The organism is Dysgonomonas massiliensis, assembly GCF_900240225.1.
Classification (GTDB): Bacteria; Bacteroidota; Bacteroidia; order Bacteroidales; family Dysgonomonadaceae; genus Dysgonomonas; species Dysgonomonas massiliensis.
Genome location: NZ_OEPV01000002.1, coordinates 14906 through 36398, shown reverse-complemented (window position 1 = coordinate 36398; position 21493 = coordinate 14906). Strand labels below are relative to the sequence as shown.

The following is a 21493-nucleotide window of genomic DNA, read 5'->3' as shown; positions in this document are numbered from 1 at the left end:
AACGAGCCTTGAAATTTTTCAAGGCTCGTTTTGTTTATTGATACTTTACATTTATTGTACAACTTCTACCCATTGTCCAGTTGTTCGGCAGTGGATATCAGGGCTATACATCGCTTCGCAAGACACGGCTGGCAGATAGAATCGACCGCAATACGCCGCCTGAAGACGAACTTTCACAGTTCGCGAGTATCCTCCACGGACATTGAAATAGCTTAGAACCCTATCATCGCGAATATCCTGGTAATTCAATGACGAATTGGTATTTGCTCCTTGATCAAACAATCGTTCGTTGAATATTTCCCAACCCGAAGCAAAGATGTGACTCAATGCTAGGTCGGTAATATATTGTCCCGAGATGTTCTGTATGACAACATTCGCATAGAACTCAGTTCCTTGTTTAAGCGAGTTTACATTAATATTACGTCCATCCAAATCGGTGTATGTAACATAAATATTCATGCCTTCACTAGCCGCCGGAGTCTTGTCTTCAATTGGTTTTGTTCGGGCAGATAAGCGAACAAATACATCGCCTTCACCTTTATTTTGGAATTCTACATTGATATTGTCAGTAGGCTTGATGTCGATATTATGTATAGCTGTACTGCTTGTTGGCGCATTTACAGATTTACCATTTATCTTAAGAGTATAGCTTATCGGACCTTTACCCATCTTTTCTCCGAGCTTAGACATTGCAATCAGTGCATAAGCTGCCGATTGAGTCGATAGGTACGAACGTCCGCTCAGGTCTCGCGCTACTTGGTGCGATAAATTCAGAGCATTGCTTGTCTTACCCATTAGCAGATAAGTTTCCATAATCATCGCAATATCTCGAGTCGAAGAGCCATAGGTATCATTGTTGAACGAATAGCTGTCAATTTGGTCTGTAACGTTATTTACCAACTGATTTGCAGCATCTTTCTTGCCCGAAAGCATATAGGCTGCTGCCAGTCGCCAACGAGCTTGTACTGATAGGTCTTTCGTCTCTTTCAGTCTGTTCATCGAGCTTAGATCAGGACTTTCAGCTAAAGCGAGAGTATACAAACGATAAGCTTGCTGTAAATCGTTCATCTGATATGTGTAATAAGTTTTATTACCACGTTGTGAATCCCAGTATTTAGCAGAGTTTTTCTGATAAGTAATCCACTTGTCAAGAACCGATTTTGGTACTTGATAACCTGCACGTTTAGCTTCGACAAGGAAATGACCTGCATAGGTTGTAACCCATTCAGTCGGGTAACGATCGCCCGGCCAATAAGCAATACCTCCATCCGAAAGCTGACGCGCTCCGATAATCTTTATCGCTTCTTTGATATGATAATCAGCCTTGTCTTTCAATTTACCCTCAATCGGAATAAGTTTACCGAGATAAAGCTGAGGAAAAGCGGCCGATGTCACTTGCTCTGAACATCCGTGCGGATAATTGAAAAAGAATTCAAGATGCTTGTTGAGGTTCAATCCCGGTATGCGCGATATTTCCAGTTTTGCCCAATCGTCGGATTGAATATTATCCATTGTCAAATCTAGTGAAGCTGATTCTTCCGATGAAACCAATGCATCTTTGATAAGAATTGCTGCCGGATTCGGATTACGTATTGCAATCTCTATGCTTTCACTAGCTGTTTCGCCGCCTCCGTTAGCATTTATCGTAACTTTCTCGGCTCCTATCTTATTGGCAACTTTTACTTTGAAGTAAACCATTTTATCGCCCGTTTCGCTAAAGGTTACAGTTTTGCTTGTGCCATCAGTAAACTCGAACAAACCTTGCGATTTGACGCTTACATTTACTGATTTTACTTTGCTGTCCATAGCAAATACATTTACCGGAAGCAATATTTCTTCGCCCGGACCAGCTACTCGCGGCAGTGTAGTAAGTATCATCAACGGATTTTTTACCTGAACTGTTTTCTCGGCACTACCATATGCTCCTTTCGCATTTCCGGCAACTACCATTGTGCGTACAGAGCCTATATATTGAGGTAGTTGTATTTTATGGGTATTGGTTTTTCCTCCCGATAATGTAAATGGTCCGATAAACTTAACGACAGGTTTGAATCTATTTACGCTCTTCTTTTCCTGACCGCTGACCATTTTATTTTCCATTTCATCGCCACCACCAATGCTCAAAAGCGGAGCGAATTTGCCAGCATGAGCGCCGACTACCAAGTCGAACATATCCCAAGTGCGGATCCCAAGAGATTGACGGGCATAGAACTCAGGCCAAGGATTTGGTGTCTTGAATGCTGTCAGATCGAGCAATCCATCATCTACGATAGCAAGCGTGTAAGTCATATTTTGCTTATTCTTTTCGCTTACTGATACCGAAAATTCTTTTTCCGGACGAAGGTCGTTCGGCATTGAAATCACAGGTTCTAGTTTCGTCATTTTGTTGTTTACTGAAACATTGATCACCCCATACATACGCAACGGAGATTCATTCTCGGTCTGTGCATGCGGTTGAATGAGTGAAGCACCTACGTAAAAATTTGGAGCCATTTCTTCGGTAATAGTAAACGTGTGTTTTGTATCATCGTTAGCACTTGTATTTACCCAAGTTTTAGATAAAATTCTGGTTCCGTCTTCGATTGTTATCAAAGCTCGTCCATCGCTACTCTTAGGCAGAATTACTGTTGCTTTATCGCCAACTTCATACGAATTTTTATCAGTCGAGAACGAAAGCATTGTAGCTCCTCCGGCATCTTGTTTGTTTGATCTGCCTCGCCATGAAGGCCAGTCTACATAGACTATCTTGCCCGTAGTGTGGCCTCCCTCATTGTCATGAGCCATTATCAGATAACGACCCCACGATGGATAGTCGATCTGGAAGCTGACTTTACCTTTTCCGTTACGTGTTGAAGTTTCTTCGTTGAAAACGACTTCTGCTGATGTACTGTTGATATACGAAGCCAAATCATCGTGACTGCGGCTCCACCACCAAGACCAATTAAGTTTGTAGACTTTTACTCTGATTGATGAACTGTTTTTCGGCTTGCCGTCAGCTCCCAGAGTTGCTATATTTACGTCAATTGGACTATCGGTTTCTAACCAGTCGTAATCGTTCTCATTATTAGTCTTGATACCTACATATGTGCTATACGGCGAATATGGAGCCGATTGTGTAAAGATGCTGGCATCACCTCCGGTTTCGAATACTCTCGAAATGAATGTAGCCTGCAATAATCCCGGAGCACTTGCAGCCTGAGGTAGGGGGGCATTGACGCTGGCATATCCATCCGAGTTTAAGTTCCCATTGAAAATGGTATAAGTATCGGTATAGAAATTCGAAGTCGGGTCGTTGAATGCATATTGTTCATACCCTTTGAATGGGGTACTTATTGCATTCAGACGCATTTCGACAGTAGCTTTCAGATTAGAAGCTGCAGCACCATGTAGCCATTGTGAAGTCAATGAACCCGATATGGTTCGTGCTGAGGCATCGACAACATCTCCCGCATCGAAACGTATTTTTAATCGGTTCGGTTTTACTGTTTCAATTTTCAGAGTCTTGAAGAATGTTGCTCCACCTACCGAAACTTTGGCACGCCAATCACCCGTAATGTCGTCTTCGTGTGTAGCCATTCGGAAAGGATAGAATCCTTCGACACCTTCGGTACAAGTATAGTTCTTATAAAGCTGTCCGCGAGGAGTGAAAAGTTCCAGTGAAACCGGGTGATTTTTAGGTAATGTTTTGTTTTTATCTTCAAGGATGAAAGTGACATAAATAGAATCGCCCGGACGCCATACGCCACGTTCGCCATAGATATAACCTTTCAAACCCTTCTGTATTTCTTTCCCGCTGACATCGAAATTACTCAACGAAAGCGATAGGTTAGGAGCTACTTTAAGATACCCTTTTTCATTGCCATTTGTGGCAACTATAACATATGGTGCTCCCCCTTTGTACGAAATGTTCACAAATCCGTCCCCGTCAGTTTTTCCGCTACCTATACGTTGCATTTGCAGATTATATACATCTACAGTAGCTCCGCTGATAGGTTTGGTAGTAAGAATATCGGTGAGAGCGACGAACAATGTTTTATCCTTACCTTGTTTGGCTGTCATACCAATGTTTGAGGCTAATACAATACAAGATTTTACTTTATTTGTGTAGAAAGATGATGTACAAGGATTGTCGCGATCTTGCCAATTGTAGTCGCTCCAGTCTACATCGCCTTCGTAATAATAGTAATAGCCTTCCGAGTCGCTAGCATCCCAAGCTGCAGTATCGTCGTCGGTCAGATTTTCGAACCTTTCAAGAGCTGCATCTTGTGGTCTTGCTGCCTGATTGTCGCCACATGGATATAGTGAATAGTCTTTATTCATGCGCAACTCTATCTGGTAAATAGCTCCGGGGTCTTTTTCTATCATCGACGAAAGATCAAGATTGAAAGTATTACTTTCTCTCAGGTTGATAGTTGGGTCAATATCCAATCGAACGCGTTTTTTAAGTTCCAAACGCCCGTAGCGTTTCAATTCGCGATTGTTTCCAAGATCGTTTACCTGTAGATATGCTAAAATATTGCTTTGGTATATTTTGATTACGCGGATATCCACAGCCCAAAGATTTGTCGCTTGTATTGGCACAACAAGGCTCTCAGCATTAGGTAGGATATTTCCCGAACTTTTCACAAACTCTACATTCGGTTTGGTATTGTAGAAATTGACCGAGTGCGAAGCATCACTTTGCATGCGGTTGCCGTTGTAGTTTTGAATCTCTTTGTGTAGATTGATTATCACGCTGCTTATGTCTTCAGCCTGATTGTTGAGGTATACTTTCAGGACATTGCCTTGTTTATCGAAAGAATAATTTGATGCACTGAGATTCATCAAACCTTGAATGCTTTGACTAGCCGATAATGGATCGCTGAAAGTGACACGGATGCATTCTTTAGGCTCGTAAGTAGCTCTTACATCAATAATCTTGAATTCGCTGTTGATAGCCGGAATTTCTATTTTTAATTCCAGATCTTCAGTCTTGGCTTTTATCGGTGAGCCTTTTACATTTAGCGTATATGTTACATCGTTTTTCTCCTTACGCAATAAACTGTCAATAATTATAGAATAGATTCCTGCATCTTCGGTTGGAGTAACTTTTATCGTTGCTTCCTTGTTGGCTCCTGATAGTGAAAGCATTTTTTTTACATTATCTATACTTACATTATCAGCCAAAGTGAGTGATCCTTTGACACTGTTCCAAGTCACATCGTTGTCTTTTGTTGGAGAGTAAGGCAAGAGATCTACGCGAAAAGCCTGATCAGGCGTACTTACTCTGAATTTGAATTCCTTAAAATCGGAATCGACATTGATTACTTTTCCGAGTTTAAAAGTTACATCGTATTTTGTTCCTGGCTTCAGTTCACCTTCGTCGGGTACAAACTGAATATTACGCGTGCTTGTCCAGTACGCTTTTCCTTTGATAGATGGCGATACACTGAATAGCGCATCTTCGATAGGCTTATTTAGCTCTACAGAAGCTAAATCCTGAGTCAGTTCTATCTGTATGGGCGATGAAGTGGAAATACGGCCGTATGAGAAAGCAGAGATGTAGCTGGAAAAAGCCGGATCAATTTTGGGTTCGGGGCCACTGGCTCCTTTACTCCCACAGGCGGTCATTAATATCGATGTTGATATAAATACCAATGACAAGTAGATGTAGTGTAGTGTTTTGTTCATTCTAAAGTCTTGTTATGGGTGTTATATAGTTCAGCGTATCAACAAATATAGGCTAAAAAAATTATATCTTTGTATGTTTAAAAAACATAAAAGGAGAAAGATTAGAAATAGAAGATGAATTTACTGGATAAAATAAAGAAAGTTTACGGTGCTAAACATGCAAAACCAAAGTATGGCGCATTAGACCTCTTCAAATATATTGGCCCGGGTTTATTGGTAACTGTGGGCTTTATTGATCCCGGAAACTGGGCGTCAAACTTCGCTGCCGGGTCGGAATTTGGTTATACGCTTTTGTGGGTAGTGAGCTTATCCACAATCATGCTTATTATTCTTCAGCACAATGTAGCCCATCTGGGTATTACAACCGGATTGTGTCTTTCTGAAGCTGCAAATAAATATTTGCCTCGTCCCGCTTCACGATTTATACTTTGGTCGGCTATTGGAGCTTCTATATCTACTTCATTAGCCGAGATACTTGGAGCAGCAATTGCTCTGAATATGTTATTTGATATTCCTATTAAGATAGGAGCATCTCTTGTAACAGTATTTGTATTTATCATGATGTTCTCGAATTCGTATAAGAAAATCGAGCGTTATGTGATTGCTTTTGTATCGCTTATTGGATTGTCGTTTATCTATGAATTATTCCTTATTGAAGTGGATTGGGGCGAGGCTGCCCGCTCTTGGGTAGTTCCGAGTGTTCCCGAAGGAAGTATGCTTCTCATAATGAGTGTTCTTGGAGCAGTAGTAATGCCGCATAATTTATTCTTACACTCGGAAGTGATACAGAGCCGCGAATGGAATCTGAAAGATGAAGAAGTAATTGAAAAGCAGCTCAAATACGAGTTTTTCGATACGTTGTTCTCTATGGTTATTGGGTGGGCAATCAACAGTGCAATGATCTTGTTGGCGGCAGCTACTTTTTATAAAGAAGGAGTTATTGTTGATGATCTTCAGCAAGCGAAGTCACTCTTAGATCCACTGTTGGGCGAAAATGCCGGTGTCGTTTTTGCTCTGGCTCTATTGTTTGCAGGTATATCTTCGACTATGACTTCGGGTATTGCTGCAGGTTCAATATTTGCAGGAATGTACGACGAACCATATAATGTGAAGGATCTTCACTCGCGTACGGGTGTACTTATCTCATTTGGAGTGGCTCTATTGATTATATTCGTGATTGGAGATCCTTTCATGGGGTTGATTATTTCTCAGGCAATATTGAGCCTTCAATTACCTTTAACGGTGTTTTTGCAAGTACGTTTGACCTCGTCCGAGAAAGTGATGGGTAAGTATGCAAACACAAAGTCAACGAAGTATCTTCTCTACTTGATAGCAACTGTAGTTACAGTGTTGAATATCATGTTGTTGATTAGTTTCTTCTTCTGATTGACAACTTTAAAATCTTGAATTTTTTACAGCATTAGATCAGATCCTTTTTACTGATGTGTGAATGTTAAAAGGCAGTGGTTTAACTAGATAACCTATCATGTTGATTGAGTTTAAATAGTTAAAATGCAAATTTTCGTGAAAAAATAAATAGTTTCATTTGGAACAATTTCAAATAAAACATACCTTTGCCGCCGTTCAATTATAAATTTGATTATACATGACTAAAAAGATTACATTACTCGTAGCATCTGTGATGTTGAGTTTTTCGGCGGTTTTTGCCGGAGGAGTATTGACTAATACGAATCAAAGCGCTCGATTTATCCGTTTGGTTGCACTTGATGCAACAACAACTGTTGATGGGGCATATTATAATCCTGCAGGTTTAGCTAAATTAGGAAGAGATGGTTTCCACTTCTCATTTTCTAATCAAAGTGCTTTTCAAAAAAGAATTATTACAACAACTTATGCTCCTTTCGCCATGAATGGAGGAAATGCAACAAAGCAATTTATTGGTGAAGCGTCGGCTCCTATTGTTCCTAGTTTGCAAGCGGCATACAAAAAGGGCAAATGGGTATTGTCAGGAAGTTTAGCTGTTACAGGCGGCGGTGGTAAGGCTACATTTAATGATGGTTTGGCTTCTTTCGAAGGAATGATGTCTGTTACTCCTGCAATTATAGCTAAGGGTTTTGCAGAACAAAATAATTTGCCAATAGGAAACGATATATTTAAAGGAGTAGGCTATTCTTTGGATCAGTACATGTCGGGTTCTTCATATATATATGGTGCTCAGATAGGAGGTACATATGCAATCAATGATATGTTTTCGGTCTATGCAGGTTTCAGATTGAATATTGTGAATAATAAATACGAAGGATATCTTCGCGATCTTAAAATAAAAGTTGCAACTCAAGGCTTGGAAGGTAAGGGTTATCCTGATGGAGTACACGTGATGAATCCGGGAGAGGCTTTAAATCAGGCAGCTGCTGACGCTTTGGCTAATGGAGATGAGGCAACAGCTAATTCTTTGGGCTTGTTGGGTTTGGCTACAACAGAAGACGGAGCTAGATTGAATAGTAAACAATCAGGTTGGGGTGTTTCTCCTATTTTAGGATTCAATTTCAATTATAAAAAATTGAATATTGGTATCAAATACGAGTTCAAAACCAACTTGAACGTAGAAAATAAAACGAAGATAGACAACACAGGTATGTTCAAACATGGTGTGAATGTAGCGCACGATATACCAGCACTACTTACTATTGGTGCATCTTACGAAGTACTTCCAAAATTAACTCTTAATGCTGGTTATCATAGATTCTTTGATACAGATTCGGATGTAGAAAGTAGTAGTAATACTCTTAAAATCAACAAAAATAGATATATCACAGGTACTGACGAATATTTGTTTGGTGCTGAATATAAGATCAATGATATTTTCCTAGTGAGTGTTGGAGGTCAAATGACAAGATACGACTTGGAAGACAAGTTCCAATCAGACCTAAGTTTCTCATTGAATTCATATTCAATTGGATTTGGTGGAGCTGCTAAAGTTGCTAAGAATGTACTTATAAATGTTGGTTATTTCTGGACGGAATATTCTGATCAGACTATAAATAAGGCTAATTACTTGGATAATGCAAATTTCCCAATACCAGGAAAAACTGTATATTCTAGAAAAAATAAAGTTTTTGCAGCGGGAGTAGAATTCTCGTTCTAAGATACGCTATATATCATATACGGATTCTCCGGGGATTGATATTTTTGACTAACTTTGCTATCTCATTTATAACGAATAGCAATGCAAAGAACAGAAATATCAACTCTCGGAGAATTTGGTTTAATAGAGCACTTGACAAAACATATCGAATTGAAAAATCCGTCGTCGGTAAGAGGCGTTGGAGATGACGCTGCCATATTGAATTATGACAATAAAAAAGTATTGGTAACTACCGATTTGTTGCTTGAAGGAATACATTTCGACCTTGTGTATGTTCCGCTAAAACATTTGGGCTATAAGGCTGCGGTTGTTAACTTCTCTGATATTTATGCTATGAATGGTCAGCCGAAACAGATTACTGTTTCTCTGGGCATTTCAAAACGATTTTCGGTTGAAGATCTAGACTCTTTCTACGAAGGGGTATATCTTGCTTGTGAGCAATATGGCGTTGACGTAGTGGGAGGCGATACTTCTGCTTCTTTTACCGGATTAACAATAAGTGTTACTTGTATTGGAGAAGGCGTTGATGGTACTATTGTTTGTCGTGATGGTGCTAAAAATACCGATCTGGTTTGTGTGTCAGGTGATTTAGGTGCGGCATATATGGGCTTGCAATTATTGGAGCGTGAAAAATCCGCCTATAATGGTACAGAAAGTTTTACTCCTGATTTTGCAGGAAAAGAATATCTGTTGGAAAGACAGCTCAAACCTGAAGCAAGGAAAGATATTGTAACTCTTCTAGCTGAGAATGGTATTGTTCCAACATCAATGATTGATATATCGGATGGCTTATCATCTGAAATTATGCATATATGTAAACAAAGTAACGTAGGCTGCCGTATTTTCGAAGAGCGTATCCCGATTGATTATCAGACAGCTGTTATGGCCGAACAATTCAATATGAATGTTACGACAGTGGCTATGAACGGTGGTGAGGATTACGAATTGTTATTTACTGTACCATTGCACATGCATGAAAAAATTTCGAAAATAAAAGGAATACATGTAATTGGGCATATAACAGAAGAAAAATTTGGAAAAATTCTTGAAACTCGTGATGGTGGCGAGATAGAGATAAAGGCACAAGGTTGGCAGCATGGTTAAGAATCCATTCCCGAAAATAAAGAAAAGGTATAAGGTGATAATTTTATTACTTATACCTTTTTTGCTTTATTGGATCTATCTCTCCTCGTTAACTTATACTTATCCTGATCGAGAAGAAATTGACAAACGAGTAAATTATTTGTCGCGCATAATTAATGAGCCTTTGGATGGTAATTCGGCGGTAGTGAAGTTGGGTTACGAGAGTTCCGAGTTCATGCTTTTTAGTTACGCTTATTCTACTTACGCTTTTACAAATTTAATTTGCCGCGATTCGTCTTATATCGAACGTTTAGCACCATTAATGAAAGGATGTATTGATAAAGTTCTGGATAATGCTGTAAGCAGTCAGTATAGAATAGATCAGGATTTATTGCAGTCGGATTCTATACCAGATTATTCAGTTTTGTATTTAGGTCATCTGAATTTGATGTTAGGATGTTATAGATTAATATCGGATGATGAGTCTTATAATCAGCTTAATGATTGTATTTCTGCATCCTTGTTTAGAAGATATGATGAGAAGTCTTTTCTATGTCTGGAATCATACCCAAAAGCAATATGGATTCCGGATAATACGGTTGCCCTTGCTTCACTCAAGCTGCATAGTCATAATGTGGGTAGTAGTTTTGATACGATTTGCGATCGTTGGATAAAATATGCAAAGAAGAATTTTATAGAATCGAAAACTGGAGTTTTGTATTCTACAGTTGATGCATATATAGGAAAAGCTGACGAAGAACCTCGTGGATCGATGTTGGGGTGGAGTATAATGTTCATATATCAGTTCGATAAAGAATTTGCATTAGAGCTGTATAAGAATTATAAGAATTATTTTAGTGATAATCTGGGAGCTTTCAGGCTTTTCAGAGAGCGTACAGACAAGCGTTTTTCGGGTAATTCGGATATAGATTCAGGGCCGATAATTCTTGGATATAGTATTCCTGCTAATGAATTTGCATTAGGTCCTGCTGTTGTTTCGGGAGATTTCAAGACAGCTAAGCAGATCGAACGATTAATAGGGTTGGGAGCATCGACTATAGATGCGAAGAATGAAATAAGATATGATGTGCGTTTCATAGATATGAATATAAGTCCTATGGCTGAGGCTTTGGTTTTAAATTCGTTGACGATGATTCCGTGGATTGATAATTGAATTGCGAGAAGCCGTGTTTTTAGGTGTTTTTGAGTGTGCAAAAGGGTTATTTTGAATTTTGTGCTAATAAATTTGAGAATTTATTTGGAGTAATTGAAAAATAGTCTATCTTTGCATTCGCAATCAAGCAATGGTGCCATAGCTCAGTTGGTAGAGCAAAGGACTGAAAATCCTTGTGTCCCCGGTTCGATTCCTGGTGGCACCACTTTTAAAAGACTTAAAATGAAGCAAATCCTTGAAAGTTAACCCTTTCAGGGATTTTTCTTTTATACCAATTCTCACTTTTTCGGCAAAATTAGGCAACAAATCGTGTGCAAAATCGTGACCAATTTAGAGTCTCGAAAAAAAGGTCACGATTTAGGTCTTAATTCTCTGATTTGCTTATTGTTGAAACTCGCTAAAAATTCAAATAATTATCTTTAAACGATTAAATTTTAGCGTATGAAACGACAAACTTTTAATGTCCTTTTTGTTATCAGAAAGACTAAACTAAAAAAATCGGGGAACACTCCAATTATGCTTCGCATTTCTATGCAAGGACAACAAGCTGAAATCCAATTAAAACGTGATGTAAACCCTGCTCTATGGAATCAGACAAAAGAACGATGTACTGGCAAAGATATAGCCTCACAGGAGATTAATCGTTATTTGGAGTCTGTTCGGCATCGTCTGTATGATATTCATCGTAGAATGGAAGAAGAAGAAAGGTTGATTAACCCCAATGAAATAAAAAGGAAGTTCCTCGGAGTGGATGAAGAACACAAGATGCTCTTTCAAGTATTTCAAGAACATAACGACAGATGTAGAGAGCTGATTGGTAAAGATTATGCTAAGGTTACGATCTCTCGTTTCGATACTTGCCTAAAGTATTTTAAAGAAATGGTATTAACGAAACATAGAGTAAAAGATATTCCTCTGAGAGACGTTAATCATGCACTCATTCAAGATTATATTCATTTTCTGAAAGTGGAAAAGAATCTATCTGAAAACACTTTGATTCGCTATATGAAAGTGATTAAGAAAATAACGAATATGTCTATTGCGAATGATTGGATTCAGAAGAATCCATTTGTCAATATCAAATTTCATGAGCAGGAGGTACACAAAGAATTTCTGACTAAAGAAGAACTGGAGATATTGAGAACAAAGGAATTTGATATTCCTCGTCTTGATTTAGTTCGTGATGTTTTTCTCTTCCAATGTTTCAGCGGATTAGCCTTTATAGATGTATCAGAGTTGAGAGAGGAACATATTGTCCCTGATAATGAGGGTAATTTGTGGATTCGTAAGAGCAGACAGAAAACAAATGTGATGTGTAATGTTCCATTATTAGATATTCCCCTGCAAATATTGGAGAAGTATAAAAACCATCCATTGTGTCAAAAGAAAGGGACACTATTGCCTGTTATGGCTAATCAAAAGATGAACTCTTATCTGAAGGAAATTGCCGATTGCTGTGGAATTAAGAAGAATTTGACCACGCATACAGGGCGACATACGTTCTCTACAGTGGTTGCTCTCGCCAATAATGTTTCGTTGGAAAATGTGGCTAAGATGCTCGGTCATACTAGTACAAAGATGACACAGCGATATGCTAAAGTCTTAGATCAAAGTATCTGGCGGGATATGCAGGGAGTAAAAAAGAAATTCGCAATAAAGTAAGAGGTAAACGGTTGGGTATTGTGAAATACTCAACCGTTTTATTTTTAGAATACATAATAAGGAGTGGTTATCAGATATTTGTTAGATTTGTTGAATCTAATTTGGGAAGAGGTATGGCAGACGAAAATAATGAAGAAAAAATTAGGAGAAAGAAAGATAAAAAACTCTCCAAGCATTTTGATATTTTAGTTGACAATACTAAAATCAAAATTCTAAACTATCATATCAAAGATCATGTAACACCTTTTGAAAATGATAAGGTAATTATATTAATTTCCAAATTGAAGTTCGACAAGATACAACAAACAAAAAATGATGTAATAATTCGGATTAATACAGAAAAAGAGAATATTCTTATTAAGGGTGAATGGAAATATGCTTGGCATAGTGCAGGTAATTACGGAGTTGCTTATTTAATAAAAGATTTTAGCCAAGAAAGATAAGAAATGACTAATATGCAGGGCGAAACCTCTCCTCCAACACCTTCTTTATATCCGACTCTCTAAACAAGATTTTCCCTGGCAACTGGATAAATGGCAAAATTCCGTTATTTCGGTAGTCTTGTAAAGATCGTCGGCTTATTTTAAGAATATTGCAAAGCTCTTCACTTGTCAGATAGCGTTCTCCATCGAACAGAGGTTTATGTGTTTTCATAATATGTTCTATATAGGGCAAAGCATCTTTCAGAGTTTGCAAAAGCTCTTGGCTATCTTCGTTTGTATAAACTTCCATTCAAGTTATTTTTTGGGTTTACCTTTTTCAATCAATGCCTTAACATCATTGATATGATAGTAGATTTTCTTTCCGATGGTAGAAAAAGCAAGCTTCCCTCTTTCACGAAGAGATTGTAGATAACGAGGCTTTACATTCAACGAACGAGCCAACTCTTTCCCCTCTATCCATTCTTGTTCGATAGATAGACTTTCAGTTGAAGGTTGATTTTTAGAAAGTTTTGCCAACTGTTCTAATTTTTGTTTGAATGAATCAAAAGATTCTCTTTCTATTCCTACTATATCCATATCCTGCGATTTTTTACAAATATAGACTTGTAAAAGATTGGTTTTCAGAAATGCACTTTTGTGGCAGTAGTTGTGTACTATTGTCTTTCTTTCATCTGAACACGAAGATATAAGCAAGAGAATAACTAAATCAAGGTCAGGCTCTACGAGTTTGTACAAATAATCTTCCTCTACGAGCGTATTATTTGACAAAACCTTGCTTTTATTATTCTCTTTTTAGGAAGATTGTTTATCAGACAGAAAGAAAAAAATATTATATTTACCTAATAAACCAATATCTACTCTACTTTGAGAGCAATTCTTAAATTGATAATTACAGCGTAATCAGCCTTAAAAACCACAGGTTGATGCTTTTTTGTTCGGAATATTCTTTCTGAATAGGTTTTCATGTATTATAAATTCAAGGTTTCAATGGCGATTTTTTGCCATAAGACTTGATGTTATGTATAATCTAAACAAATCAATTTATGAATTCAAATAATAAAAGCCAGATTATTGGGATTGGACTTACGATTCTAATGTTGCTTTCCCTTTTAAACAGTGGATATTTCTTTTTAGTTGCTGTACAGTTAAATGTTAGCCAATGGCTTGCTTTTAATGCTTGCTCCCTTACGATGATAGTGTATTTAGTATGTTTCACTATTTATCTTGTGCGAAAAGAGAGTTTATGGTTGAGTATTCCTTTACTACCTATGTACTATTATGGAACAATGGGATTATTCCTTATGCCTTGGAACGAAGTAAACATATTTGCCCATGCTACGCATGTTATAATTACAATTACGATTTTGTGGACTCTCTACACGCTTTTGAAGAAGCTAGAATTCGAGATATTAGGAAAAGGCTTATTAGTAAGTATGATTGTTTTTGTTCCTATAATAGCAGTTATTCAAACCTATAACCAAGCGAATTTTGAGGAGTTTATGCAACTATTACAAAATATGCAATAGGGAGTCTAATCCTAGTCCCACACGAGAGGAGAGTATCCCTCTTTTCGTGTGAATCGCTATCAATTAAATATTAACACATTTCTAAATATTTATATTTTGAGAACAATTCTTAAACTTATACTGGCTTAATAGTTAGCCTCATAACCACAGGCTAATGATTATTTCGTTTGAGTATTTCTACTCGAACTGGTTTTTCATTGAATTATTTATCGCTCATGAGATTATCCATATGCTTAATTAAGTATTTGATAAAATTTCTTGGACAGATAGTCTATGCCATGAGTGCTAGTGAAAAAGCAACAACGAATATTAAGCCAATAGAAAAATGAAAAAAGAATATACATGGGAGATAATAGCTAAAAACACTCCTTTAATAAAGAAAAAATGTAGTCATTGTAATTGTAATAGATTTTATTGTAGTGAAAAGTTCAGAATGAATTCTCAAAAGAAGAATGTAGATGTCTGGTTGATTTATAGATGCCTTGAGTGTGATAGTACATATAACGTAAACATATTCTCTAGAGTAAAATCAACTCTATTGAAGAATAGAGAATTATTTCAAAAATTCTCAGATAATGACACTCAAATGTCATGGAAGTACGCTTTTTCTTCAGAGATGGGACGCAAAAATAATATTGAGATAGATTACTCTAATGTTGAATATGAAATACTGCATGATAATATCTCTTTGGTAGATATCGCTAATCACGAGAGTGAGATCATTATATTTAAAATAAAATGTCAATATGAGTTTAATCTCAGATTGACACATGTAATCAGAAGATGTTTAAATCTATCTGCAAGCCAGTTAAATTATCTACTTGAATCGAAATCCATTTACTCGTCTAACATACAGTTAATTAATAATCATCGGGTTAAAAATGGAGATGTCATACAAATAGATAAGGAAAAATTATATATGCTAAAAATATAATACTATGCAAAACTGGGAGTTAACAGAAAAACGTATATATCAACTATTGAAGCACCCTTATCAGATTGATAAATCAATAGTAGAGAATATGACATCTGCATATCTGGAGTTTGTTGAAGAATTATTCACTTATCTGAATGAGGGAAGGGATAACAAATCAATAATTAGAAAACTAAATACAACCCATATAGAATTTGCAACAATAAAGGCTTTTGAGCAATCTCATCCAACTGAAAACAATAAGTTAAAGGTTGTGTTTTTGGATAAATTGATAACCTTAGTTGAAAAGGAGCTGGAACTTCTTTACAGACAAATGGAGTACCCTAAGTTCTTTATCAATATTGAGTCTGAATGGAAATCTCCTATTTGTATAAATTCGGAAGAGATTAAACTCATTGATATTATGGAATTGGCTTGTGGATTCTTTTATCTTGCAAATGGAGTTATACGCATCGATAATAGAGAATTACATCTGATTGATGTTACTCGCTTATTTGAAAAAATATTTAATGTCAATTTGGGGGATATTTACAAGAAAGAAGAAGCAGTTATCAAACGTAGACCGACTAAGATTACAGAATTCTTAGATAGGCTAAAAGCCGTTATTATTCAGAAAAGCATTGAACAGGGTTATAATTTACAATCAGACTTTGAAAAATAATTCAAAATATAAAATTGTAATGTTTTAAATATTAGATAATTGAAAATTATTTATAGGGGAGTAGGTGTACTACTACCCCTATTTTTTTGCTCCGTTCTGCCGAGCTTTGCCCTACCAATCGATTGGAATTAACAGAGGTTTAATTTCAAAACAAAGAATTATGTATTTAGATAATGAAGATTTTTTAGCATGGATGGAAAAACTATCCAAGAAACTTACAGATATAGGTAGAGATCTTAAGCTTGTAATAAATACAGGAGAAGCATTTGCCAACGATGACAAACTTTTGGATAATCAGGATTTGGCTTTTCTATTGAAAGTTTCATATCGTACACTCCAACGTTATCGAAATAGTGGCAAACTTCGCTACTTTCTTGTCAGGCGAAAAACCTTCTATCGTATGGCTGATGTGAAAGATTTTATTCAATCCTATGCCTCTAAGAAAGAAATTGTGATGTTCAACAAGGGCATAGAGGAGGGCAAAATCCTGAAATGATTCTGCATTTATTATATAGCAGAATGAAGCAAAAGAGTGAGGGCTGTGTTTAGTCCATTGCCCTCCCTAAAGACTCCGTATTTAACTCAAACACCCTCGCTCTACCGCTTCGGATTGTTTGGTTAAATTGAGCAAGAGGGAACTGGACTTCCGTCCTGTTCTCCTCTTGCCCTGCGGGGCAAAGCCTTCGGCTTAAGTGCTTTATCTGAAAGCACTGTAATTACACTCCCAATTAGTGTAATCTTTTAAACTCTTAGAATCAATCGTCTAAATGTATGATTTTCCATTAAATAGTAATTACTATGCAAAATCAGAATAGAAAAACCATATTCACCACTATCTCCATAGATAAGGAATGTAGCAAATCTGTAAATAAAATATGTAAACGCTATTCACTGAAAAAGAGTGAAGCGATAAAACTAGCTTTTCAGTATTTGGATAAGGCAAATATCAATCCAAGTGAAACTCCTGAATCAACCAAAGCAGAACTTCGGAAGATTAACAAACGGCAAGACGACCTGATCCGTTTTATCCGACACTATGAAGAAGAACAACTCAATCCGATGATCCGAACAAGTAATTCTATTGCAACAAGATTTGAAAATATTGTCAAATCAATGGAAGATATTATTATCTCTCGCTTACAAGCTAATCAGGAAGGACAAAATAATCTGCTAAGAATGCTAAGTGAAAAATTTTCAAGGCACGCAGATGCGATTAACAATCAAGGGAAACAACTATCAAAAATACAGCAGTCACAACAGAAAGATAATAAGAAACTACTGCAACTAATCTCCCTTTATTCAGACTTGGCAAATTGTGGAGTAATGGAATCCAAGAAAAAGGAAAATCTAAAAGCAGAAATAACCAAACTCATAAACGAGCAATAACACAAGCAAAAAAATGAACATAGATTTTCCACCACCATCGAACGGAGTATATAATAATGCAGGGAGTTGTAGACGCTTGGGCAATTACCTCGAACATGAAGATTTAGAACGGATGGAGAAAGGTATTTATACGGAAGGCTTTTTCAGTCTCACAGAGGAGAATATCTATAAATCGCTAGTTATAAAGGATATTGACAACAATAAGGCTCAACTATTAAAAACGGATGCTAAGTTTTACGCTATCCATATTAGCCCATCGGCTAAAGAATTGCAAGCAATGGGAACAACCGAACAGGAACAAGCCGAAACGATGAAAAAATATGTTCGGGAAGTCTTTATTCCTGAATATGCCAAGAACTTCAATAAAGGCTTGTCGGCAGAGGATATTAAGTTTTATGGGAAGATACATTTTGACCGAGATAGATCGGAGAACGATGACAATAATATGCACTGCCATATTATTGTAAGCCGTAAAGACCAAGCGAATAAAATCAAGCTCTCACCATTAACCAACCATCGCAACACCCAAAAAGGGGTTATCAAGGGGGGTTTTGATAGAACGAATCTGTTTCAACAAGCAGAAAAGGGCTTTGATAAGCTATTCAACTATGCTCGACAACTATATGAAAGCTTCGAGTACTACAATACGATGAAAAATGGAACTATCGCTGACCAAATCAGAATGCAAGAACGAGTTAATGAATTAATTCATCCACTACAACATGATGACATGAATTCAGGAGTTCCCTTAGTCATACAGAAACAAGAAGAGGAGAGAATGCAAAATAGAGGTTTAAAAAGATGAATATTGTTTGTTTTTCATAAAAGATAATTTATTTTATTAAATAAAGCTCTAGAAGATCGCTATAACATAATTAATTTCAGTTAATTAAAGACAGGTTAGGGTAATTGTTAAAAACAGATGTTTTACTTGTTTGTTTATCTATATATTGATATTTTTGCACCTTATGGGCGAAGTAAACTATATAGATAATTTAATGAAACTTGATTTTGAAATTCAGAATCAAGATAGGTCTTCTGTATATCTCGTTTCAAACTTTCATAAATATATGGAAGATGGTAGTATTTCTCCATATATCATTATAGCTTTAGATAAAGCCAAGCTTTTTGATGTAGATGCTGTGTATTTCCGTCTGTTCGATGATGGGCGACCTCCTATGGCACAACTCTATATTTACGATAACATTAATAATAAAAGGGACAAAAATAGGTATGCTATAATTCATCGTGATATATGGAGCGGATGTGAAATTCCTGCTTTTATGATAATTGATAAAACTACTATTAAAGTTTTTGACAGCCGCAAACCTATAGAAATTGGAGAGAATGGTATTATTTCTAATCCTATTGAAATTATTGATCTCCAAATACAGAACGATATTATAGAAAGATATAAGGCTCAGCTATTTGATAATGGAGCATTTTGGGAGAGCCCTATAGCCAAGAATAATTTTGTGAATAATAAAGTTGCTTCTGAAAGACTAATTCAAGGATTAAGAATTGTTCGGGAGGACTTTAATGATAAAATTAAAGACCCAGAACTAGCTGATAGACTACTAATAATATGCATTCTCATCAAATATCTAGAAGAAAATGGGAAAGACCCAAAAACTCAAGAAAATCTAGCTCATAATTTTTTTTTCGAAGCTACAGGACTAAAAACGTTAGAAGAAATAATTCGTAATAACAAAGTCGTAGAACTATTTGACAATTTAGCTAGACATTTTAATGGAGGAATTTTTCAAATAGAAAAAAAATGGGTCGATATTATTAAAGAAACAGATCTTAGTGCACTTGCTCGCTTTTTTGAAGCAGATTATAAGAATCATCTATTTGGATGGAGAGAATACTCATTTGAGCATATCCCGATAGAGTTAATTAGTAATTTCTATGAAGAGTTTCTTCCAAAAGAAGAAAATAGCAAGGGACTAAAAACGAATAAAGCTAAAAATGGAGCTGTTTATACACCTTCATTTGTTGTTGATTTACTAGTTGATGAATGCTTACCTTTAAGTTTAAACTCTGATGATCTTAATGAGAATGTTAAATTGATAGATCCCGCATGTGGCTCTGGCATATTCTTAGTAGTAGCCTATAAAAGGCTTGTTCAGCGATGGCGTATAAAAAATAGAACAGGAAAACAACTTGCAGATACAACTCCAAATGTATTAAAGGAAATACTTCGGAAAAATATTTTCGGAGTTGACCTGCATCACAATTCAACGAATTTATCAATTTTTAGTTTGCAGTTAGCATTATGTTCAATGTTAACACCCAAACAAATCTGGACGGAACTAGATCAATTTGATAATCTTACGAATGAAGGAAATATAGTAAGAAGTGATTTTTTTGACTTTTTACTAAATGAGAATATTAAACATGACTTTGATTTGGTTATTGGCAATCCTCCTTACAAAAGAAATGATATCTTAGTTAGATCATATATTGATAAAATAAGAGACAAATATCCTATAAAATTCGATAATTCGGAAAATGAGTTATCTCTTTTGTTTCTAGAGGCCGTTATGTACTTGCTTAAAGATAAGACAGGAAAATTATGTTTAATTCTTCCTTCTTCTCCTATTTTATATTCTGATAAGTCATTAAGTTTTAGAAAAGGTTTATTTAATACATATAATATTAAGCAGATAATAGACTTGACATTCTTTCGAAGAGTTCTATTTAAATCGTCTATTCCTACTTTAGTAATATTTATCGAAAAGAAAAGACCTATAGAGAAAAATCCTATTACTCATGTAATAGCAAAACGTACAAAACCAAGTAAAGAAAAGTCGTATTTTGAGTTTGATTATTATGACTTCCATGAGGTTCCTAAACAACTATCAGTAGTAGACCCCAACATATGGATGTCTAATTTAATGGGAGGGATAAGAGTTTTCCATTTAGTAAAAAAAATTCAGAAAATGGAACCTAAAATAGATACGCTCAAGGAAAATGGAAAAATTCAAACAGGAGCGGTCTATAGAGAACACTTGCTTTCTTCAAATTCTTTAAATAAGAATGAAAGAGTTGTTAAAAATATACAATTAAACTTTTTAGATAACAAAGATATTACTAACCAAGATTCCGAAATATACTATTGGTCTATTAGACAGACACTTAATCCTAAGACATTTCCTGAAGATTATCTTGAAAAGAATTTGAAAAATAGGACAAAAGTCCCAGACACGATTGAGTTTAGGGGAAGAAAAGAGATTCTATTAGAGCTGAAAGAATATCTTACCAAGTATAAAAGCTTTGTTAGTTTTTATATTGCAACGACAAGTGGTCGTCCTCTAATTCGCCCTTATACAATATATCTTTCAGATATACTGTCATGCCCATATGTAAATAATTTAGAACATTTTTTTACAGAAATCGAAAGGATAACAATAGATGATGTTGCTACATATCAACTAGATGTTTTAGGTAATGGAGAAAAAGCGATAGTTAATAGAAAACTTGCAGACAAAGAAAATATCAAACGTTTCTCAGATATATATTGTAATTTATTAAATATTATTTATGCTGATAAAAATGCAAAATATAGATTAGCGAAACTGACAGAAGGAAATTCCTATTATGCTTGTGATTATATTTATGATAGTAATATGGATAGCATAAGGATGCAAAAGACAGATGTTAATATAGATAACCTACTATACACATCTAATCTTAATAAAAATTACAAATATAGTAGGGTTATGCGTATCTATTATGATAATGGAATACGTATAATAAAACCCAAACAACTACGATATTGGCTTGAATCTATTGCTTTGCGAGATGCAGACGATACTTTTAGTGATATCTTAAATCAAGACTAA

At 36.0% G+C, this 21493-nt stretch carries 16 protein-coding genes and 1 tRNA gene; 14 read left to right on the top strand and 3 right to left on the bottom strand.

Annotated features, from left to right (window positions below):
• Positions 1-51: 51 nt before the first annotated feature.
• A complete protein-coding gene (locus tag C1A06_RS02270; RefSeq protein ID WP_245871984.1) occupies positions 52-5670 on the bottom strand; it encodes an alpha-2-macroglobulin family protein in 5619 nt (1872 codons plus the stop codon).
• Between the two features lie 114 nt (positions 5671-5784).
• Between C1A06_RS02270 and C1A06_RS02265 the strand changes: the two genes are divergently transcribed.
• The 7 genes from C1A06_RS02265 to C1A06_RS02230 all read left to right on the top strand — a co-directional run bounded on the left by C1A06_RS02265 (position 5785) and on the right by C1A06_RS02230 (position 13138).
• Positions 5785-7056: an Nramp family divalent metal transporter gene (locus C1A06_RS02265; RefSeq protein ID WP_101688611.1), complete on the top strand. Its 1272-nt coding sequence runs from the start codon at positions 5785-5787 to the stop codon at positions 7054-7056.
• A gap of 220 nt (positions 7057-7276) precedes the next feature.
• On the top strand, positions 7277-8776 hold the full coding sequence (locus C1A06_RS02260) for an OmpP1/FadL family transporter (protein WP_101688610.1): 1500 nt from the start codon (positions 7277-7279) through the stop codon (positions 8774-8776).
• 81 nt (positions 8777-8857) lie between these two features.
• Positions 8858-9880 (top strand): thiamine-phosphate kinase, encoded by a 1023-nt coding sequence (gene thiL, locus C1A06_RS02255; RefSeq protein WP_101688609.1) that lies wholly within the window; start codon positions 8858-8860, stop codon positions 9878-9880.
• On the top strand, positions 9873-11033 hold the full coding sequence (locus C1A06_RS15220) for a hypothetical protein (RefSeq protein WP_245871983.1): 1161 nt from the start codon (positions 9873-9875) through the stop codon (positions 11031-11033). The genes thiL and C1A06_RS15220 overlap by 8 nt, the downstream gene beginning before the upstream one ends.
• Positions 11034-11165: 132 nt before the next feature.
• Positions 11166-11238 (top strand) — tRNA-Phe (locus C1A06_RS02240).
• Between the two features lie 236 nt (positions 11239-11474).
• Complete coding sequence (locus tag C1A06_RS02235; protein WP_101688608.1) at positions 11475-12695, top strand: site-specific integrase; 1221 nt, start codon at positions 11475-11477, stop codon at positions 12693-12695.
• Positions 12696-12715: 20 nt separating this feature from the next.
• Positions 12716-13138 carry a hypothetical protein gene (locus C1A06_RS02230; RefSeq protein WP_145996324.1) on the top strand — a complete coding sequence of 141 codons (423 nt, stop codon included), beginning with the start codon at positions 12716-12718 and terminating at the stop codon, positions 13136-13138.
• Between the two features lie 7 nt (positions 13139-13145).
• On the opposite strand, the gene C1A06_RS02225 is transcribed toward C1A06_RS02230, so the two are convergent.
• Both C1A06_RS02225 and C1A06_RS02220 read right to left on the bottom strand, forming a co-directional pair.
• Positions 13146-13427, bottom strand: a complete 282-nt coding sequence (locus C1A06_RS02225) for a helix-turn-helix domain-containing protein (protein ID WP_101688606.1) — start codon at positions 13425-13427, stop codon at positions 13146-13148.
• Positions 13428-13432: 5 nt separating this feature from the next.
• Positions 13433-13714 carry a helix-turn-helix domain-containing protein gene (locus tag C1A06_RS02220; protein ID WP_101688605.1) on the bottom strand — a complete coding sequence of 94 codons (282 nt, stop codon included), beginning with the start codon at positions 13712-13714 and terminating at the stop codon, positions 13433-13435.
• Positions 13715-14181: 467 nt separating this feature from the next.
• Here C1A06_RS02220 and C1A06_RS02215 point away from each other — a divergent pair, with 467 nt between their 5' ends.
• From C1A06_RS02215 to C1A06_RS02185, 7 genes are all read left to right on the top strand, one after another.
• Positions 14182-14664, top strand: a complete 483-nt coding sequence (locus C1A06_RS02215) for a hypothetical protein (RefSeq protein ID WP_101688604.1) — start codon at positions 14182-14184, stop codon at positions 14662-14664.
• Between the two features lie 325 nt (positions 14665-14989).
• Positions 14990-15598, top strand: a complete 609-nt coding sequence (locus tag C1A06_RS02210; RefSeq protein ID WP_101688603.1) for a DUF1062 domain-containing protein — start codon at positions 14990-14992, stop codon at positions 15596-15598.
• A gap of 4 nt (positions 15599-15602) precedes the next feature.
• The gene (locus tag C1A06_RS02205; protein WP_101688602.1) at positions 15603-16259 is read left to right on the top strand and encodes an RteC domain-containing protein; all 657 of its coding nucleotides are present in this window, start codon (positions 15603-15605) and stop codon (positions 16257-16259) included.
• A 160-nt stretch (positions 16260-16419) separates the two neighbouring features.
• On the top strand, positions 16420-16755 hold the full coding sequence (locus C1A06_RS02200) for a helix-turn-helix domain-containing protein (protein WP_101688601.1): 336 nt from the start codon (positions 16420-16422) through the stop codon (positions 16753-16755).
• A gap of 302 nt (positions 16756-17057) precedes the next feature.
• Positions 17058-17645, top strand: coding sequence for a BfmA/BtgA family mobilization protein (locus tag C1A06_RS02195; protein ID WP_101688600.1), 588 nt, complete (start codon positions 17058-17060; stop codon positions 17643-17645).
• A gap of 13 nt (positions 17646-17658) precedes the next feature.
• A complete protein-coding gene (locus C1A06_RS02190; protein ID WP_221405671.1) occupies positions 17659-18450 on the top strand; it encodes a DUF5712 family protein in 792 nt (263 codons plus the stop codon).
• A gap of 163 nt (positions 18451-18613) precedes the next feature.
• Positions 18614-21493, top strand: coding sequence for an HsdM family class I SAM-dependent methyltransferase (locus C1A06_RS02185; RefSeq protein WP_101688599.1), 2880 nt, complete (start codon positions 18614-18616; stop codon positions 21491-21493).

Coding starts and splice junctions, on each gene's coding strand:
- C1A06_RS02270 (WP_245871984.1), bottom strand. CDS start 5,670: ATGAACAAAACACTACACTACATCTACTTGTCATTGGTATTTATATCA.
- C1A06_RS02265 (WP_101688611.1), top strand. CDS start 5,785: ATGAATTTACTGGATAAAATAAAGAAAGTTTACGGTGCTAAACATGCA.
- C1A06_RS02260 (WP_101688610.1), top strand. CDS start 7,277: ATGACTAAAAAGATTACATTACTCGTAGCATCTGTGATGTTGAGTTTT.
- thiL (WP_101688609.1), top strand. CDS start 8,858: ATGCAAAGAACAGAAATATCAACTCTCGGAGAATTTGGTTTAATAGAG.
- C1A06_RS15220 (WP_245871983.1), top strand. CDS start 9,873: ATGGTTAAGAATCCATTCCCGAAAATAAAGAAAAGGTATAAGGTGATA.
- C1A06_RS02235 (WP_101688608.1), top strand. CDS start 11,475: ATGAAACGACAAACTTTTAATGTCCTTTTTGTTATCAGAAAGACTAAA.
- C1A06_RS02225 (WP_101688606.1), bottom strand. CDS start 13,427: ATGGAAGTTTATACAAACGAAGATAGCCAAGAGCTTTTGCAAACTCTG.
- C1A06_RS02220 (WP_101688605.1), bottom strand. CDS start 13,714: ATGGATATAGTAGGAATAGAAAGAGAATCTTTTGATTCATTCAAACAA.
- C1A06_RS02215 (WP_101688604.1), top strand. CDS start 14,182: ATGAATTCAAATAATAAAAGCCAGATTATTGGGATTGGACTTACGATT.
- C1A06_RS02210 (WP_101688603.1), top strand. CDS start 14,990: ATGAAAAAAGAATATACATGGGAGATAATAGCTAAAAACACTCCTTTA.
- C1A06_RS02205 (WP_101688602.1), top strand. CDS start 15,603: ATGCAAAACTGGGAGTTAACAGAAAAACGTATATATCAACTATTGAAG.
- C1A06_RS02200 (WP_101688601.1), top strand. CDS start 16,420: ATGTATTTAGATAATGAAGATTTTTTAGCATGGATGGAAAAACTATCC.
- C1A06_RS02195 (WP_101688600.1), top strand. CDS start 17,058: ATGCAAAATCAGAATAGAAAAACCATATTCACCACTATCTCCATAGAT.
- C1A06_RS02190 (WP_221405671.1), top strand. CDS start 17,659: ATGAACATAGATTTTCCACCACCATCGAACGGAGTATATAATAATGCA.
- C1A06_RS02185 (WP_101688599.1), top strand. CDS start 18,614: ATGGGCGAAGTAAACTATATAGATAATTTAATGAAACTTGATTTTGAA.